The sequence below is a fragment of the Vibrio misgurnus genome (genome assembly GCF_029635775.1).
GTDB lineage: Bacteria > Pseudomonadota > Gammaproteobacteria > Enterobacterales > Vibrionaceae > Vibrio > Vibrio chanodichtyis.
Genome location: NZ_CP113241.1, coordinates 142,095 through 159,726, shown reverse-complemented (window position 1 = coordinate 159,726; position 17,632 = coordinate 142,095). Strand labels below are relative to the sequence as shown.

Sequence of the window (17,632 nt, the reverse complement as noted above, 5' to 3'; positions counted from 1 at the left end):
ATGTTCTACTTTACAGCATCACCGCTACCACTACCTGTCACCGTCATCAAAATATACTTAAAGTAGTTTTTGATATTCAGCGTATCTATCATCTGCTTATCCGTTTCAGCAAGCAGCTTTGGTGTGGACATATCAATATTTTGTACTTGCGCAAGGCCTGTTATACCAGGTAGAACATCATATACACCTAATGCATCACGTTCTTTAATCAACTCTTCTTGATTAAATAAGTTTGGCCGAGGGCCCACTAAACTCATCTCACCTTTAACGACGTTAATCAATTGTGGTAACTCATCAATTTTTGTCTTGCGCAGAAAGGCACCAAGTTTAGTGATAGATGCATTGCTTGCTAGATGGCTAGCTACAGACTTAGTCTCAACGGACATCGTGCGAAACTTTACTAGTTTAAACGGCTTTTGGTTTTTGCCGACTCGAGTCTGAACAAAAATCGGTGAGCCAGTATCAAACAACCCAATAATGGTGACGATAAGTAATATTGGCCAAAGAAATAATAAGCCAAAGAAGGCAGCTAAAAAATCGATAAAACGGATCATTTTTTATTCTCAGAAAGTGAAGCCATTGCTTGCTCCATGGTGTAAGGAGGAGTCCAACCTAAAACTTCTTTAGCATTGGAAGAGTCAACCTGTAAATTACCCAGTAACTGTTCCGCCATTGCTGATTTGCCAACTAAACGAGCAGCAAAGCGCATGAGGCTAACAGGGACAGGTAACTGAATTAACTTTTTATTAAGACCTATAGCTATTGCATTAGTGAAGTCTTTAATGGAAACAGTTTCACCATCTGAAGCTAAAAATGTATGCCCCCCAGCATCTGGGTGTTTCGCACAAGTTATGAGCAAATCTGCCAGGTTTTGAACTGCGATAAAGTCACGCTTATTCTCTGTCAAACCAAAAGGAAGAAATGGGAATTTGAGAATAAGTTTAGTGAGCATTCCAAAGTTACCAGGGGCTTCTGGCCCATAAACCAAAGTTGGCCTTACAATTACCACTTCTAAACCTGTCTCAATTGAAATTTTACGTAATCCAAGTTCCGCATCATGCTTTGATTTTGCATACGCATTGTGGGGGCATTCTGGCGAATCAAATCTATATGACTCATTTTGAGTGGATGTTCCATTAACCCCAATAGAGCTGACAAAAACAAAACGCTTTACGCCAGCACTAGCAGCTTGATAGGCGAGGTTGAGGGTTCCATCAACATTAACTGTATGATACTCTTCAGAGGTGAAAGTATTAAAATGAGCCAAACCAGCTAGATGAATAACACTTTCGACTTCACTAAAAGCCCCCTGCCATTTTGTTTTTCTATCAAGATTAGTTATTGTAAATATTGACTTAAACTTATGCCGATCATTGTCTCGAATGACGCAACGAATATCATTACTACCATTATTAGAGATAAACGAGCCAACAAAACCAGTTGCGCCGGTAAGCAGTATGCTCATGCTTTAAAAACCTTTTTTATGGCTAACAGCAACAAAGCAACAATGAATAAAAATTTTTCACTACCTTTTCGCCTACAATTACTGCCAATCGATGCTAATCTCAAAAGACTAAGAAAACTTCCACTGTTAATTAATTGAATCGGCAATTCGTTTTGACCTAAGAATTTTGACTGCTGAATAACCTTATCAAAACCCTCACCACTTAATATTACTTTAGCCCTAGAAATTAATGCCCCAACCCCTTCGCTTGCACCTACTTGGTTATTATCGTGCTGACGATATAACATCAAGGGCTCACTACCAATATGCCATTTAAACCCGTTAGATCTAGCAAAGCTGTAACAAAACCAATCATGAAGCCACAAATCATCAATATCTACAAGCTTTTCATTTAACCTGCTTTTTATTTCACAAGCCAACTTACTCTTTAATACAAAAGTACAACCAGGACCAGCTGACTCAAACAAATAATCGAATTCTACTTGTTCACAATCCTTCTTGATCAACGTTCTCTTTCCATTCGCCCAAAATGCCACCACATTTCCAGAGTAAGCATCAGAGCCAAATTCCTTAATTAATTTTATTGAAGTAGATAACTTGTGTGGGAGCCAAATATCATCCTGATCTGCAAAACTGATAAAATCGTAGCTACTGAAATCTACTGTACTCAGCAAATGAAAGAAATTTTTACCAGCACTTCCAAACCTTTCACCGTAGTTCAAAAAATAAATATTTGGATATCTATCTTGATAATCCACTATAATCTCAAATGTCTTGTCATTCGACAAATCCAAACTCACATAAATATCAACCAACACATACACTTGATTTACAATTGAATCTAGCTGTTCTTGTATATATTCAGCTCCATTGTATGCAGCTAGTAAAACACAAACTCTATCATTCATTATAAGCTAAACTCTCAATTAATTTGATGGCATTTTTATCTTTTTCAGAGAGCTGAGGAGCAATTGTTATAGGCCATTTTATACCGATGTCAAGATCATCCCATTTGATAGACAGTTCCGCTTGAGGATTATAAAAATCTGTACACTTATAAACGAACTCTGCTTCATCACTGGTTACATAAAAACCATGGGCAAAACCTTCTGGTATCCATAACTGGCGTTTATTCTCAGCAGATAAATACTCGCCAATCCATTGACCAAATGTGGGTGAGTTTTTTCGGATATCAACTGCAACATCAAACACCTCACCATAAACCACACGAACCAGTTTACCTTGAGTATTCTCAGTTTGATAATGCAGACCACGCAAAATACCTTTTTTCGATTTTGAGTGGTTATCTTGAACGAAAGTAGTTGGCTTGCCTGTTACTAGCTCTTCAAAACGCTTTTGGTTCCATGTTTCCATAAAGAAACCACGTTCATCACCAAACACGTTTGGCTCAATAATTTTTACGTCGGGAATTTTAGTATCAATAACTTTCATGATGTTAATTACTTATAGGCTTGAATATTGTTTAACGCTACATTCCAATCACTTGGTTTAATACCAAATTGATTTTCTATTTTGCTGCAATCTAGGCGAGAGTTAGCTGGGCGTTTAGCTGGGGTTGGGTAAGCAGAGCTTGGAATAGCCGAAAGCTTAGGTAGCTTGGTAATTACATCGTGCTGCTCTGCGGCTTGGAAAATTTCGAGGGCAAAATTAAACCAACTGGTGTAAGGCATGCCTGATAAATGATAGACCCCCCATTGAGGTTGGTTACCCCGTTCAATATATTGCACCATATTAATTAACGCATCAGCAATATCACCCGCATAGGTTGGGCCACCAAATTGGTCTCCAACAATGCTTAATTCATCTCGGCTTTGTGCTAAACGTAGCATCGTTTTAACAAAGTTATTCCCGTGTTCACTAAATACCCAAGCGGTCCGTAAAATCAAATGCTGTGGGCAACATTCAGCAACGGCTTGCTCACCCGCCAGTTTACTTTGCCCGTAAATACCTTGTGGCCCAGTAGCATCGCTTTCTTGATAAGGCTTGTCGCCTGTACCATCAAACACATAATCGGTTGAAATGTGCAGCATCACCGCACCACATTCTTTTGCCGCTTGCGCCAAATAACTTGGCCCATCGCGGTTAATGGCATAAGAAAGCTCAACTTCTTGCTCGGCGAGGTCAACCGCGGTGTGTGCTGCTGCATTGATAATATAATGGGGTTGAAACTCAGTCACGGTATTTAGCACAGCTTCACGGTCTGTAATGTCTAACCCTTCATAATCTAACGCTAACACTTCTGCTTGTTTGGTTAATCGCTCTGTCAGGCTGTGCCCCACTTGACCGTTACAGCCAGTAATTAATACTTTCATCGCATACCCTGCTTATTTAATTAACGATTGAAGATATTGACCATAAGCATTTTTCAACATTGGCTTAGCAATAGTGATTAACTCGTCCTTGCTTAACCAACCTTGGCGCCACGCAATCTCTTCCAAACACGCAACTTTAAGCCCTTGCACGTTTTCTATGGTTTGCACAAACGAAGAAGCTTGATGCAGGCTTTCATGAGTGCCGGTATCTAACCAAGCGAACCCACGGCCGAGTAATTCCACGTTTAGTAAGCCATCATTAAGATACATTTCATTCAAAGTGGTGATTTCTAATTCGCCACGGGCAGAAGGCTTAACCTGTTTCGCCATTTTTACCACACGGTTATCGTAAAAATACAAACCGGTCACTGCGTAATTTGATTTTGGTTGCAATGGCTTTTCTACAATTGATACCGCTTTCATATTTTCATCAAATTCAACCACACCAAAGCGTTCAGGGTCTTTTACTTGGTAACCGAATACCGTCGCAACTCCCTGAGAGCTGAGTTCACATGCGCGCTTTAATTGCTTGCCGAATGACTGACCATAGAAAATATTGTCGCCCAACACTAAACATACGCTGTCGTCGCAAATAAACTGTTCGCCAATTAAAAACGCTTGCGCTAAACCATCAGGGCTTGGCTGTATCGCATATTGCAGGTTAATGCCTAAATCACTACCATCGCCCAACAAACGCATGAAGCTGTCGTTATCTTCAGGTGTGGTGATAATCAGAATATCGCGAATACCAGCTAGCATCAGTGTTGACAACGGGTAATAGATCATCGGTTTATCGTAAACTGGCAATAGTTGCTTAGATACACCGCGAGTTAATGGATACAAACGCGTACCGGAACCGCCGGCAAGAATAATGCCTTTCATCAATTATTCTCCTGCTCCTAAACGTTCCATGCTATATGAACCGTCTAAAACTCGGCTCCACCATGTTTTGCTGTTTAAATACCACAAAACGGTTTTTCGAATGCCACTTTCAAACGTTTCTTGCGGTTTCCATCCTAACTCACGCTCAATTTTTGATGCGTCAATGGCGTAACGCACATCATGTCCAGGGCGGTCCTTTACATAGGTAATGAGATCTTGGTATTGATTTACTCCTTGAGGTTTATTTGGCACTAACTCTTCCAACAGTGCGCAAATTGTCTTCACCACATCAATGTTAGACTTTTCGTTATGACCGCCAATATTGTAAGTTTCGCCAACTTGACCTTCCGTCACAACCTTATAAAGTGCGCGAGCATGATCTTCAACAAACAGCCAGTCACGAATTTGCATACCATCGCCATATACTGGTAACGTTTTACCTTCCAAAGCATTCAAAATCATCAAAGGTATCAGTTTTTCAGGGAAATGATACGGACCATAGTTATTAGAGCAATTAGTCACAATTGTCGGCAAACCATAAGTTCGTAACCAAGATCGTACTAAGTGGTCGCTAGAAGCTTTTGACGCAGAGTATGGAGAAGATGGCTCGTAAGAGGTTTCCTCCGTGAACAGGTCTTCTTTGCCTTCCAAATCACCGTAAACTTCGTCTGTTGAGATATGGTGAAAACGAAACGCTGCTTTTTTATAGCTATCCAGTTGATTCCAATAGTTACGCGCAGCTTCCAGTAGGGTAAATGTCCCGACAATATTAGTTTCAATAAAGGCCACGGGACCATCAATAGAACGATCAACATGAGATTCTGCGGCTAGATGCATTACAGCATCTGGTTTATAAGTATTAAAAACACGCGTTAGTTCACCGGAATTACATATATCCACATGCTCAAAAGTATAACGTTCATTATCTTCAATAGAGGAAAGAGATTCTAGATTACCTGCGTACGTAAGTTTATCCAAATTAATTACAACATCACTAGTATTACCAATAATATACCGAATAACCGCCGACCCGATAAAACCTGCGCCTCCTGTTACTAATATTCTCATTTTAAATTATACTCCAATACCCTTCCTACCAAAGAATCAAAATCAACTGAATCATAGAACTTAGAGGCATTAATTGAATACTTATTATAATTATTCTTTATTTCGATTAAAGAACTAACTATAAGTTCTACATCATCCAAATCCACACACTTTCCAAATTCATATCGAGCAACAGTATTATCCAACCCTGGTATATTCTGCCCGATAACAGGTATCCCAAAACCAGAATACTCCCAGATTTTATTTGGAGCACAATAAATAGAATTCAAACAATCTGTATCATAAAAGGCAACCCCAACTGAACAATGGCTAGTTACTGCTAAATGATCCGGAGGCACAACCCATGGGAAATAGATTATGTCAGGGTTAACATCTAAAAAATCCTTTACCCTGTTATCAACATCCTTCCCCATAATCACCAGTCTAATACCACTGCCAAGCATCTTGGAAGCTTTGACCAACGGCATTAGGTTTCGATCTGATTGGAGTGAACCTTGATAAATGACAACAAACTTATCCTTGATTAAATCCATTTTTTTTGACAAGGATTCATCTACAATTTTAATGTTTTTAGATCTTGGATGACTGGATGGCTTGTTAGGTATAACAAAAGGAAGTTTTTCAAGACTATAAAAAACTCTAGCTATCTGCGCTCTATTAGATTCATTATAAACTAGAGAGTTATAATTAGGTATCACATGTTTTGTAATCTTCTTCCAAATAGGAAAAGAATCATGCATTTCATGCAAAGCGAGCACTGACGTTCTGTTTTTAAATAAAGACAGCATACATAACGCTGTATCAATTCGAGAAACCCAAAACAAATCAGAATCACTAAGACTGCTTTTATTAATCAAAGTTCTGACAGATAGGCCAAATTTGAAATAATTTAAAAATTTTATCAAGACATTAGCAGAATAGCCATTGCCAACTTCATGGTAATTGACATTTTCTACTCTCGCGCCAGATACTGTAGAGCATATACAATTTACGTCGTAACCAAGATTAATAAACGCAGCCAGGTAATTATTGACCGTTGGAGAAACGTTTACATCACCTCGAACAACAAGTGTTATAGTTTTCATCTAGCAAACCTTTTATAAGCAATAGACCATTGCATAACTAAAATAATAAAATAAGAAACAAAAAATGAAATTGCACAAAGCAAAGGGATATCGAACGATAAATAATGTTTACCAAGATAGATAAAAATCAATACAAACGTACCCCAAATAAAGTTAGAAATAAAATTGAAGAACGACATACCACCAAGTATGAATAATTTTCCAAGAAGAGGTAGAGTACAGGTCAGAAATGAGCAAAAAATAAACAATCTAAATGACTGCACAGATCCGGAAAACTCTTCGCCATAAAGCAATACAATATCATCTGAGAAATAGTAAAAAAATAATGCAAGAGGTACATTTGCAATTAACAATCTAATGGCATACTTATATATAAACACCATAACATTTGAATTGCTGTTTAATTCTTCTGCAATTTTTTTGAAAAACACTTCAGCCAATACAACAGGGAAAAATGTCATCAAACCATACAGTAAATATGAAACATTAAACAAAGACAGGTTATGAGTACCATTTTGACCAGAAGCAACCAATACATTAACTAACCAAAGAACTAAAGGAGAAAGCATCGCAGATAGCATAACAGGCAAAGCATCAGTTTTATAGAACTTAACTGTATCGACAAGATTGAATCTAAAATCAAAGTCAAATTTCAAGAACCATTTAAAGCCAAATGTAAGCATGGTAGCAAAGGAAATCAACAATATTACAATATAACTAATGAGCGCACCATTTGCGCCTGATATACTTAGAGTTAGATAATAAGAAACAAAAATCGAAGAAACCAAATAAACAAAACTTACTATAAAAACTAATTTAAACTCCGCAATGCCTTTGAGGAAATTCAAAAGAAACTGAAAAAAAATAGTTAGAAAACCATAAAAAACAATAATAATGATATTGCCACCGGTAAAGTTACTTATATCGAAAACAAATATAAACAAAAAAGAAACCAAAGAAGCAATAATAACGATAAAAAATAAACTGGAATTAATTACATCCCTAAAATTTTCTCTATTAATTAAAAATACTTTTGATACAGCTATTCCAAGAGAAATGCCTAATGCAGTCTCAAATATTTGCACAGTAGAACGAACCAAGACAAATTCGCCATAAAAATCTGTACCCAAGTTTCGAGCAAAGATAAGGCCCATAATAAGCACAGATAATCTAAAGAAAATAGAGGCAATTGTATTTTGGACTAATTTATTGGATAAAATTAAATGACTAATATTCATAAAGAAAGTTCAACTAGGCCAGCTATTTCTAACTGTTTAATGCATGATTTCGAGGAAAAATTGATACGAATATTCTCACGTGCAATAGCAACATCAGAAGACACAGATAAAAAATTCATTTGCATAGCTATCAACTTACACTTGATAGCTTCTCTATCCTTATCATCGAACATTTTTGTAACTAGCAAACCGCAATCATTAACAAACAGACGATTAGTATCGCCGACATCTGTAGCAATACAATATAGTCCGAACGATAAAGCATCCATCAAAGCTCTGGACATGCCCTCAAATGAAGACGATTGAATGAACACATGATAATTCTTATATTCAAGCATTAGTTCACTATTGGAAACTTGGCCTTTAATATTTATAAAATCATCAAGTTTCCAATAAGAAATCATACTTATAAGTTTCGAATGATAGTCTTCATCTACGACCGGGCCGTAGATATCAATTTCGAAATCAACAGAACCGACAAGGGACTTAGCCATTTCCACTAATGCTATTTGATTTTTCAACGGATAGATTGCGCCAACAGATAAAATTTTTATCTTATCTTTGCAACTAGATAAATCGACACCATGATCGTGCAAATCAACATAATTATTCACTACTGTAATATCTACACTTTTGATTCGATTTTTGACTGAATGATTATTAGACAAAACCTTAAGCCCTAAAAATTTACTCAACAGTTTGATAATCAGTAGAAATATTGCAGGCAAATGAACCTCCCTAAGGAATACGAAAGTCTCATGTTTGGCTACTAAAGAAACAATAAGGACATCTAATAAGGTTGCATTATTAATAACAATCTTTCTTTTCCTTAAAGAATAAAATAGACATGTTAATCTATAGAAATTCGTTAGGATAGAATAGGCTGATGAAAAAAAACCAACCTTTCTAAGCCTTGCATGATTTAAATAAATTGAACGACGTTTCCTAAACAATAAAGGCTTACCATCTTCTTTTTTTAAATATAAAATGCTGGCCTTATTTTTATTTGACAAAAAGAGTTCTACTAACTTTCTAGCACTATTATTCGAACCTTCATTCCCATCATCTTTTAATACAAACAACACTTTTTCACTCAAATCTTTATCCTTAAACAGGTGAATTTGACAACTAAATAAAATAGAAAAATCTTAAAGAAAAACATACTAAGAGTGTTTGTTGTAAACTCTGCATATAAATATGCTGGAATACCCAAAAGTAAAAAAGGATAATAACCGATTAATTTTCTATACTCAAAACTATCTCTACTATTATTAACATTAGAGATATACTTTGCAAGAAACAAATATAAAATAAAAAGCTGAACTACTGCAAAGATACTACCGGCAATGAGTCCAAAGTTAATAAACGCTTCACCAAAAATACCTGTAGAATAATAAGAAAAGCCACCAAATGGGTCACCCAAAATATCTCTAGTAAAAACTATCCCTCCAGGATCAGGTTTATTTACCCATAAACCTCTTGGCACCAAGTTAGAAAAGACAGTCAAATACGTTTTACCAAAACTATAATCATAATTTTCATTTATATCTAATAGCAAATGTATGGGCTTCGTACCATATGTAAAATTAGCCATATTTAGCAACTTTTCGGAAAGCTCAATTCCTGTTGAAAAACCATCATCATTCATTTTGTAGCCATCTCTTATTGCTCCGAGCATCATAGCTAAAAATACAACAATTCCAAATGATAACAACGCTTTACCAAAGTTAACTCTATACCTCATATAATGATATAGTATCACCATATATACAAGGTTCCATAACAACATACTTCTTGAGCCAGATAGTAGCGCTAAGGAAATGAAAATCATAAAATGTAAAGTAAAAAGCAATTTATTTTTTCGGTTTGAAGAATGAATCATCATATAGAAAAAATAACAATAGCTAATTATACTTATAAGTCTAATTAGCAATAGATATAACCCATACCCCTTCCATGCGTAGACCCTTTCACCTATGCTAATAAAATAGCCTGTAATACCTCCCATTTGATAAACAAATAAAATTTGAGCAACTACCGGAACTAGAGTTAACAACCACAACTTGTATACAAAAGATTTTGGTAAAACTTCACGCGGCGCAGCATTAAACTTATTAAGTTGTATTTTAAATCCAAATTTTTCAGCACAAATTATTAGAAAGCCGAAAATTAATAAAATTGATATGATTAGCTGAAAAGATATGTTTGTGGCGTTAGAAAAAATTGCGTCACCAAAAAAAACGAAAATTACTGCTAAGTAAATTTTCCCCGGTGAAAATACATCCTTTGTAGAGATTAAAGATAGAAATGATAATGTAAGAAACAAGAAGAGAAACATCTTAATTCACTTTCACATCAGATCTAATAAATCTAGTCTTACCATCATCATGCTTAATGTTATTAACTATTGATAAAGTAACATCACAATCACCACCCAACAATCTAGAAATTAGTTTTATCTTTGAGTCACAATAACTCATAGTCGTATCATTTTGATGAATAACGACACAATACAAAATCACAGAATAGTCTTGTAACTGTCGGATTTGAAAGTCAGTAACCAATTCTGGTTCGTCATCAAATATAGTAGTTAAATATTCGCCAGCAATAACGTTTCCACTTGGACTTCGTAAACATTCGGAAACTCTCCCCTTTATCTTATCGAGCTTTTTATATTTCAACCCACAGCCGCAAGCCGGCTCCTCTAGATAACGACCTCTGTCTCCATTCACGTATCTTATTAGGGGAAAGGCATAATTCTCAAGGTCTGTGATGACTACAGTACCATATGTACCGTCCTTAACTTTCTTTCCATCTTCAAGAATTTCTACATATCTTGCGTCTTCAAATACATGTAGTCCACTATGTTGTTTACATTCTACAGCTACCCAGTATATTTCACTGCAGCCATACTGATCGAAAACAGGGCAATTGAATGCCTTTTCTATTAATACTCGATTAGCTTCTGATAGAGGCGCAGCCGTAACCCATACAGCTTTAACTCCCTCAATATCAACATTATTTGATATACAATATCTACTAAACTCAACAACGGCACCAACATAACCATTTATTATTTTTGGTTTATTACTTTTTATTTTCTGGACAAACAGCTTCATACTTCTGTCATTCATTAGAGAAGCATCGAGAAAAAATCTTTTAGTAGGCAACCATAATATGTAATTTAGAATGGCTTTAAATCCAACTCTAACTTTTCTATATATAAAACCAATATTGTCGCTAGGGTGAACTCCCCACCAAGTTAAAGCTCTCCAGCCTAAAGCATCAACAGAATGGCTGTTATCATGATATAATTTAAGCGGCTGGCCAGAACTGCCACCGGTGGTAACCTCTCTAAACCTATTACGTGAGACATTTCTTATCTTGATATCATTTTGATATAACCGTATATCCTCTTTAGTTAATATAGGTAACTTTTCCCAATCCTCTATAGAATTAATATCAGATTCATTGATATCTTTAAATTTTTCAGCATAATATGGAGAGTTTGTCTTCGCATGATAAAATAAGGCTTTCATCTTTTTCAACTGCAAGTTAGATAACCTTTCATTATCTAAAGCCTCACTATTTTTTACATCCAAATATCTTTTCACAGAATGAAAGCGAATAAAAAAATATTTTAAATAAAACAGAATTTTTTTCATATTATTTTCTTTTAAGTATATTAACAACAACATCTCTATGGATTTCGCATCTAAACATGTTTATTAACAATGCTTTTGCTCTACTATTAATTATTTTATCTGCAAGTAAAAACTTTCTAATAATCCAAGAACCATATCTGTTGTAAGGGAATAACAAATCGGATAAATACCTACTAGATACAGTATCACAATATTCATTCCATTTAATTTGCAATGCGTTATCGTCATAAACTATCTTACTTCGCTCAAAAAAATCATCAATAAAATCCTTTGACTTATTTTCTGGCATCAACTTAACACCAATTTCTCCAGGAGTTTGATAAATAGGAATGAAGTCTAACTCAACGTTACCATTATTAATAAAATCTAGCTTTATTAGCATTCCTTCATTCCAACCTTTCATATTGTTATGGAAATCAAATAGCATATTGCCTTGTCCATATACTATATGCTTATCTCCAACCTTCTCATAAGTTCCAACACAATGAGAATGTTGACACAATACTAAGTCTGCACCAGCATTCAATAGGAAATGGCTCGTTTTCTTTAATCTTGGACTAGGATATTCATACTGTTCATTACCTGTATGGAAGAAAACAACCAAGAAATCACACTCAGATCGACAAGCTTTTATCGTCTCATAGTTATCTATAGGCTCTAAAGGGTTAGCTCCATAAGAATTTGAGGTTGCAATAGAAAACTCTTGCTCCGCAATTCCAAGAAAGCCAACCACGATCCCGTTAATAGAAACCTTCTTAACTTCCCTCGCTGAGTCTAAATTATTTCCAGCACCAAAAAACAAAATATCATTATCTAAACACGCTTTAATGGTTGATTTTAGTCCGACTTCACCATAATCCATAATGTGATTATTAGCCAGACCGACACAATCAATAAATCCATTGCCAATATGGTTTAAAACATGACTAGAAGACTTCAATTTAGGCCCAAACTTTTCCATGAATGAGAATTCGTCGAGCACAGGACATTCCAAGTTAAAAACATTGAAATCAGAGTTGCTTAAAATTGGCATTAAATCATTAAAGACACTCTTCAAGTCCCCTTTGATGAGAGCGTCCTCATTGATATTCACCGGTGCAAAATCTCCACCTATAACAACACTAGCTTTAACGTTCATCATTCCTCACCCTAGTTGTGGCTGATATACCATTTCATTGATAATGACAAACCCTCACTAACTCTATATAAAGGACTATATCCAAGCTTATTCACACTCTTCGATATATCAGCTTGAGAATGTCGTACATCACCTGAACGAAATTTTCGATAAATAACATTACTTTGGCAATTTACTTTTTCATTTGACAGGGCCGTTTGAATATAATGCTTAAGTTCATTCAAAGACGTTCTATCTCCTAAGGCAACGTTATATACTTCATCTTTATTATCTTCTGTTGTGGTAGCTGCCAATATATTCATTTGCACGACATTATCAATAAAACAAAAATCTCTACTTGTTTCGCCGTCGCCATTAATATATATATCACCGCCATGAATCATTGCTAATGTCCATTTCGGAATAACAGCGGCATAAGCTCCGTTCGGGTCTTGCCGTTGTCCAAACACATTAAAATAACGTAAGCCAATGGTTTTAAAGCTATAAGTACGAGCATATATTTCAGCATAAAGCTCATTCACATATTTTGTAACGGCATATGGTGATAGCGGTTTACCGATATGTTCTTCTACTTTTGGTAACGCAGGGTGATCACCATATGTAGAACTTGAAGCTGCATAAGTAAAGCTTTTTACTTTTTCTTCTTTTGCTGCATCCAGCATATTTAAAAAGCCAGTAATATTAGTGGCATTAGTTGTAAGTGGATCAGCAATTGAACGCGGGACTGAACCTAGAGCGGCTTGATGAAGTACATAATCCACGTTAGATACTGCCTGCTTACAATCTTCATAGTTACGAATATCACCTTGAATAAATGTAAAAGCATTCCACTGTTCATTTGTTACTAAGCTTTTTACTTCATCAAGGTTACGTTGATGCCCGGTAGCAAAATTATCAAGCCCTACTACTTTTTGGTTAAGCTTTAACAATGTTTCTAACAGATTTGAGCCAATAAAGCCTGCAACTCCTGTCACCAACCATGTTTTTGGGTCATTGAGTAATTCAATTTGTATTTCATCGTAACGAGACATATTTAGACCAAATATTTAAAGAAATAGGAATACGAGGTCTATAACTTCACCTCGTAATGATTAAAACTCCATTTATAAAAAATTTATAAACGCATATCTACATCATTTTTATCCAAAACATATTTTAGGTCATAAAGTACATGTTCACTTTTACCAAACATGTGTATTTCTTCTGACCCCATCGCTTTAAACTGATTATGTCCTACCGCTAAAATAATAGCATCATAATGATTTTGTTTTGGTTGTTCAATTATCGTTAAACCATATTCATAGTTTGCTTCTTTATTACTGCACCAAGGGTCCGTGATATCAACATTGATATTATATTCTTTTAATTCACTTACAATATCAACAACTTTTGTATTACGTAAATCTGGACAGTTCTCTTTGAACGTTAGTCCCATAACAAGTACGTTTGCACCGTCAACGTGGATCCGTTTCTTAAGCATTGCTTTAACAAGCTGCGATACAACATATGCCCCCATACCATCATTTAAACGACGACCAGCAAGAATCATCTCTGGATGATACCCAACAGTTTGGGCTTTATGTGTCAAGTAATATGGATCTACACCAATGCAGTGTCCACCAACCAGACCTGGTCGGAAAGGCAAGAAGTTCCACTTTGTACCAGCAGCTTCCAATACTTCTAATGTATCAATACCTAATTTATCAAAGATAATTGAAAGTTCATTAATCAAAGCAATATTTACGTCACGCTGAGTATTTTCGATAACTTTAGCTGCTTCTGCTACTTTAATACATGACGCTTTATGAGTGCCTGCGGTGATAATACTTTTATATAGTTGATCAACAAACTCTGCAATCTCAGGTGTTGAACCACTTGTAACTTTTAAAATATTTGGTAAACGATGTTCTTTGTCGCCAGGATTAATACGTTCAGGTGAATAACCAGCATAAAAATCACTATTAAAAGTAAGCCCTGAAACTTTCTCTACTATCGGTATGCACTCTTCTTCGGTAGCACCAGGGTATACAGTTGACTCATAGACAATAATATCACCTTTTGAAATCACCTTACCAAGCATCTCGCTCGCTTTAATCAGTGGTGTTAGATCAGGTTGTTTATGCTCATCAATTGGCGTAGGTACTGTCACTATATACACATTACAGTCATTTAAATCTTCAATATTAGCGCTATATTTTAGATTTATTGCCTCTTTAAGCTCTTCCCTTGAACACTCCAAAGTAAAATCATTACCTTCTGACAGATCTGAAACACGACTTTGGTTAATATCAAAACCTAATGTGTCAAATATCTTACCGAATTCTACAGCCAAAGGAAGACCTACATAACCAAGACCCACAATACCGATTTTTATATCTTTACCATTCAACATATTTTACTACCTATGCATCAATTGCTAATATTTCAAGAATTCGTTTACAAGCTTTACCATCACCATATGGGTTATGGGCAAAACTCATTTCTCTATAAGCAACTTCGTTTGTAAGCAGCTCATTGAGGTTAGTGACAATGGTTTCAATATCTGTACCAACCAACTTGACAGTGCCAGCTTCAACAGCTTCAGGTCTTTCAGTGGTATCTCGCATAACTAAAACAGGCTTACCCAAAGAAGGGGCTTCTTCTTGAATACCACCAGAGTCAGTAAGAATGATGTTTGCTTGCATCATTAAATAGATAAATGGAAGGTATTGTTGTGGCTCTATAAGATAAATATTGTCTATACCAGCCAAGATACGATTTACTGGCTCACGAACATTGGGGTTTAAATGCATTGGGTATAAAATCTGCGTATCAGGATGCGCTTTTGCTGTTATCGCTAAAGCTTCGCAAATACGTTCGAACCCACCACCAAAACTCTCACGTCGATGTCCTGTAACAAGAATCAGTTTTTTATTTTCATCTAAGAATGGAAACTGAGATGCAAGCGTTCGCTTTAAGTCTTCATCACTTTCGATTTTATCTTTAACCATTAACAATGCGTCGATAACGGTATTACCTGTAACTGTAATATCGTCAGTGTTAAAGTTTTCTTTTAGTAGGTTAAGTTTAGATGTTTCGGTAGGAGCAAAATGAAACTTTGTTAAAGCACCAGTTAAGCGGCGATTGCCTTCTTCTGGCCAAGGCGAATAAATATTACCAGTACGAAGTCCTGCTTCTACATGCCCAACCGGGATCTGTTCGTAATAAGCAGCAAGACTCGCAGCAAATGTGGTCGCTGTATCACCGTGTACAAGCACAACATCTGGTTTAAAGTCTTGTAGTACAGGCTTCAGTTCCTGAATAATTTTAGCGGTTACATCATTTAATGTTTGGCCTGCTTTCATCAAGTTCAGATCATAATCAGGCGTGATCTCAAACAGCTCAAGGACCTGATCAAGCATTTCCCTATGCTGAGCCGTAACACAACACCTTGCTTCAAATCGCTCATCAGATGCTAATGCATGTACCAATGGTGCCATTTTTATCGCTTCTGGTCGTGTACCAAAAACCGTAAGAACTTTCTTTTTCATCATTACTTCAGACCTAATTTAGAACAATTTCTAAAAAAGAAATTGAAATACTACACACTTTCATCTCAGCCTTCCAAACCAAGTTGAGACACATTTTATCCATTTTGAGACATCTGCATCCTTGCTATCCCACGTAAGGCCTAGGTTTTACTGCTTTTCGTTAAACTGTCCCAATAGGAAGCCCCTAGGAAGCCCCTAGGTTCTAACCTCTTCCTTTCTAAACGCAAACCTCACCAGCACCATTGCCACCCCTAGCATTCCGCCGAGTAAGGTGCCTAATACACAAATTAAGGCACGTTTGGGTTTGGCTTTTTCTTCTGGGGCTAAGGCGGGGTCGATGGTTTTAAACACATATTCATCACGGACTTCGGCAAACATGATGGTTTTGGCTTGCTCTTCAATCAGTTTGTACAGAACGGTACGGATGTCAGCCACATTGGTTAAGGCTATTTGTTCATTTAAAAATGCGGTACTGCGGTGCGCTTCGGCTACATCACGCTCTTTCATTACTTTGTTGATGTCTTCAATTAACCAAGTCACCCATTGTTGAGCAACCCTGGGGGATAAATGTTCAACCGAAATCGTCACCATACCGGTGTCTTTAGCTGAATTAATCGCCACCATTTTCCGAAACTCTTTATAAGCTTCTTGCATCGAAGGTTCGGGTTTAAATGGCGCTTTGACTTCACGCACCCAAGTGTTGGTTTGCACGTTATAAAGGGCGGGATCATAAATCAGTTGATCAGCACTACTCTCCCATTTTTCAGCGGCCATAATATCGGCCAAAATATTGTGCTGCTGAATAAACTCACTGGTAAATTGGCGTGATTTTAAAACTTCAATCGCCATTTGGGTTTTATCAACCCCACCTTTTCCACCCAGATTAACCCCGGCTAAGCTGGCTAAACCACCAAATTGTGAAGCTAAAGCACTTAAGCCGCCCCCTTGCTCTTCCGATGCTGGGGCAAGTAAAGCTTCCGCTTTGTAAATGTTGGGTTGCAAAATCGCAAATATCACCGAGCCAATCGCAAAGACTAACGTGATAGCAATGATGGTCCATTTACCTTGCCACAGGGCAGAAAATAGTTCGCGCAGATCGATTTCATCATCGGCGATGGCTTGAGGCTGATGAGGGTAGGCTAAGTAGTTCGGAGGCGTTAAGTTTTGTTGCTGCATAGGGAGTTTTAGATCCTACGACCCTAAGCCCTAGGCCCTAGATAAAGCACTA

17 protein-coding genes are annotated in these 17,632 nt (G+C 36.6%); all 17 read right to left on the bottom strand.

Annotated features, from left to right (window positions below; genetic code table 11):
• Positions 1–5: 5 nt before the first annotated feature.
• Positions 6–554 (bottom strand): sugar transferase, encoded by a 549-nt coding sequence (locus OOK74_RS00715; RefSeq protein ID WP_278182916.1) that lies wholly within the window; start codon positions 552–554, stop codon positions 6–8.
• A complete protein-coding gene (locus OOK74_RS00710) occupies positions 551–1,465 on the bottom strand; it encodes an NAD-dependent epimerase/dehydratase family protein (RefSeq protein WP_278182915.1) in 915 nt (304 codons plus the stop codon). The genes OOK74_RS00715 and OOK74_RS00710 overlap by 4 nt, the downstream gene beginning before the upstream one ends.
• Entirely contained in the window at positions 1,462–2,373 is a 912-nt protein-coding gene (locus OOK74_RS00705) for a glycosyltransferase (protein WP_278182914.1), read from the bottom strand. Before OOK74_RS00705 ends, OOK74_RS00710 begins: the two co-directional genes overlap by 4 nt.
• Entirely contained in the window at positions 2,366–2,917 is a 552-nt protein-coding gene (gene rfbC / locus OOK74_RS00700; protein ID WP_278182913.1) for a dTDP-4-dehydrorhamnose 3,5-epimerase, read from the bottom strand. Before rfbC ends, OOK74_RS00705 begins: the two co-directional genes overlap by 8 nt.
• 8 nt (positions 2,918–2,925) lie before the next feature.
• Positions 2,926–3,798 carry a dTDP-4-dehydrorhamnose reductase gene (rfbD, locus tag OOK74_RS00695; protein ID WP_278182912.1) on the bottom strand — a complete coding sequence of 291 codons (873 nt, stop codon included), beginning with the start codon at positions 3,796–3,798 and terminating at the stop codon, positions 2,926–2,928.
• Positions 3,799–3,810: 12 nt separating this feature from the next.
• A complete protein-coding gene (gene rfbA, locus OOK74_RS00690; protein WP_278182911.1) occupies positions 3,811–4,680 on the bottom strand; it encodes a glucose-1-phosphate thymidylyltransferase RfbA in 870 nt (289 codons plus the stop codon).
• Between the two features lie 3 nt (positions 4,681–4,683).
• On the bottom strand, positions 4,684–5,748 hold the full coding sequence (rfbB, locus tag OOK74_RS00685) for a dTDP-glucose 4,6-dehydratase (RefSeq protein ID WP_278182910.1): 1,065 nt from the start codon (positions 5,746–5,748) through the stop codon (positions 4,684–4,686).
• A complete protein-coding gene (locus OOK74_RS00680) occupies positions 5,745–6,833 on the bottom strand; it encodes a glycosyltransferase family protein (protein WP_278182909.1) in 1,089 nt (362 codons plus the stop codon). The genes rfbB and OOK74_RS00680 overlap by 4 nt, the downstream gene beginning before the upstream one ends.
• Entirely contained in the window at positions 6,830–8,071 is a 1,242-nt protein-coding gene (locus OOK74_RS00675) for an MATE family efflux transporter (RefSeq protein WP_278182908.1), read from the bottom strand. Before OOK74_RS00675 ends, OOK74_RS00680 begins: the two co-directional genes overlap by 4 nt.
• Positions 8,068–9,168, bottom strand: a complete 1,101-nt coding sequence (locus OOK74_RS00670) for a glycosyltransferase (RefSeq protein ID WP_278182907.1) — start codon at positions 9,166–9,168, stop codon at positions 8,068–8,070. The genes OOK74_RS00675 and OOK74_RS00670 overlap by 4 nt, the downstream gene beginning before the upstream one ends.
• Positions 9,165–10,409 carry an O-antigen polymerase gene (locus OOK74_RS00665; protein ID WP_278182906.1) on the bottom strand — a complete coding sequence of 415 codons (1,245 nt, stop codon included), beginning with the start codon at positions 10,407–10,409 and terminating at the stop codon, positions 9,165–9,167. Before OOK74_RS00665 ends, OOK74_RS00670 begins: the two co-directional genes overlap by 4 nt.
• A gap of 1 nt (position 10,410) precedes the next feature.
• The gene (locus OOK74_RS00660) at positions 10,411–11,736 is read right to left on the bottom strand and encodes a phenylacetate--CoA ligase family protein (RefSeq protein ID WP_278182905.1); all 1,326 of its coding nucleotides are present in this window, start codon (positions 11,734–11,736) and stop codon (positions 10,411–10,413) included.
• A 1-nt stretch (position 11,737) separates the two neighbouring features.
• Entirely contained in the window at positions 11,738–12,877 is a 1,140-nt protein-coding gene (locus OOK74_RS00655) for a CapA family protein (protein ID WP_278182904.1), read from the bottom strand.
• 8 nt (positions 12,878–12,885) lie between these two features.
• Positions 12,886–13,905 (bottom strand): NAD-dependent epimerase/dehydratase family protein, encoded by a 1,020-nt coding sequence (locus OOK74_RS00650; protein WP_278182903.1) that lies wholly within the window; start codon positions 13,903–13,905, stop codon positions 12,886–12,888.
• Positions 13,906–13,988: 83 nt separating this feature from the next.
• Positions 13,989–15,266 (bottom strand): Vi polysaccharide biosynthesis UDP-N-acetylglucosamine C-6 dehydrogenase TviB, encoded by a 1,278-nt coding sequence (tviB, locus tag OOK74_RS00645; RefSeq protein WP_278182902.1) that lies wholly within the window; start codon positions 15,264–15,266, stop codon positions 13,989–13,991.
• 10 nt (positions 15,267–15,276) lie between these two features.
• Positions 15,277–16,407, bottom strand: a complete 1,131-nt coding sequence (wecB, locus tag OOK74_RS00640; RefSeq protein WP_278182901.1) for a non-hydrolyzing UDP-N-acetylglucosamine 2-epimerase — start codon at positions 16,405–16,407, stop codon at positions 15,277–15,279.
• A gap of 192 nt (positions 16,408–16,599) precedes the next feature.
• Entirely contained in the window at positions 16,600–17,580 is a 981-nt protein-coding gene (locus OOK74_RS00635) for a Wzz/FepE/Etk N-terminal domain-containing protein (protein WP_278182900.1), read from the bottom strand.
• Positions 17,581–17,632 lie beyond the last annotated feature (52 nt).

What these genes read in the sequence shown, in the direction of transcription:
- OOK74_RS00715 (WP_278182916.1), bottom strand. Translation starts at nt 554, where the DNA reads ATGATCCGTTTTATCGATTTTTTAGCTGCCTTCTTTGGCTTATTATTT.
- OOK74_RS00710 (WP_278182915.1), bottom strand. Translation starts at nt 1,465, where the DNA reads ATGAGCATACTGCTTACCGGCGCAACTGGTTTTGTTGGCTCGTTTATC.
- OOK74_RS00705 (WP_278182914.1), bottom strand. Translation starts at nt 2,373, where the DNA reads ATGAATGATAGAGTTTGTGTTTTACTAGCTGCATACAATGGAGCTGAA.
- rfbC (WP_278182913.1), bottom strand. Translation starts at nt 2,917, where the DNA reads ATGAAAGTTATTGATACTAAAATTCCCGACGTAAAAATTATTGAGCCA.
- rfbD (WP_278182912.1), bottom strand. Translation starts at nt 3,798, where the DNA reads ATGAAAGTATTAATTACTGGCTGTAACGGTCAAGTGGGGCACAGCCTG.
- rfbA (WP_278182911.1), bottom strand. Translation starts at nt 4,680, where the DNA reads ATGAAAGGCATTATTCTTGCCGGCGGTTCCGGTACGCGTTTGTATCCA.
- rfbB (WP_278182910.1), bottom strand. Translation starts at nt 5,748, where the DNA reads ATGAGAATATTAGTAACAGGAGGCGCAGGTTTTATCGGGTCGGCGGTT.
- OOK74_RS00680 (WP_278182909.1), bottom strand. Translation starts at nt 6,833, where the DNA reads ATGAAAACTATAACACTTGTTGTTCGAGGTGATGTAAACGTTTCTCCA.
- OOK74_RS00675 (WP_278182908.1), bottom strand. Translation starts at nt 8,071, where the DNA reads ATGAATATTAGTCATTTAATTTTATCCAATAAATTAGTCCAAAATACA.
- OOK74_RS00665 (WP_278182906.1), bottom strand. Translation starts at nt 10,409, where the DNA reads ATGTTTCTCTTCTTGTTTCTTACATTATCATTTCTATCTTTAATCTCT.
- OOK74_RS00660 (WP_278182905.1), bottom strand. Translation starts at nt 11,736, where the DNA reads ATGAAAAAAATTCTGTTTTATTTAAAATATTTTTTTATTCGCTTTCAT.
- OOK74_RS00655 (WP_278182904.1), bottom strand. Translation starts at nt 12,877, where the DNA reads ATGATGAACGTTAAAGCTAGTGTTGTTATAGGTGGAGATTTTGCACCG.
- OOK74_RS00650 (WP_278182903.1), bottom strand. Translation starts at nt 13,905, where the DNA reads ATGTCTCGTTACGATGAAATACAAATTGAATTACTCAATGACCCAAAA.
- tviB (WP_278182902.1), bottom strand. Translation starts at nt 15,266, where the DNA reads ATGTTGAATGGTAAAGATATAAAAATCGGTATTGTGGGTCTTGGTTAT.
- wecB (WP_278182901.1), bottom strand. Translation starts at nt 16,407, where the DNA reads ATGATGAAAAAGAAAGTTCTTACGGTTTTTGGTACACGACCAGAAGCG.
- OOK74_RS00635 (WP_278182900.1), bottom strand. Translation starts at nt 17,580, where the DNA reads ATGCAGCAACAAAACTTAACGCCTCCGAACTACTTAGCCTACCCTCAT.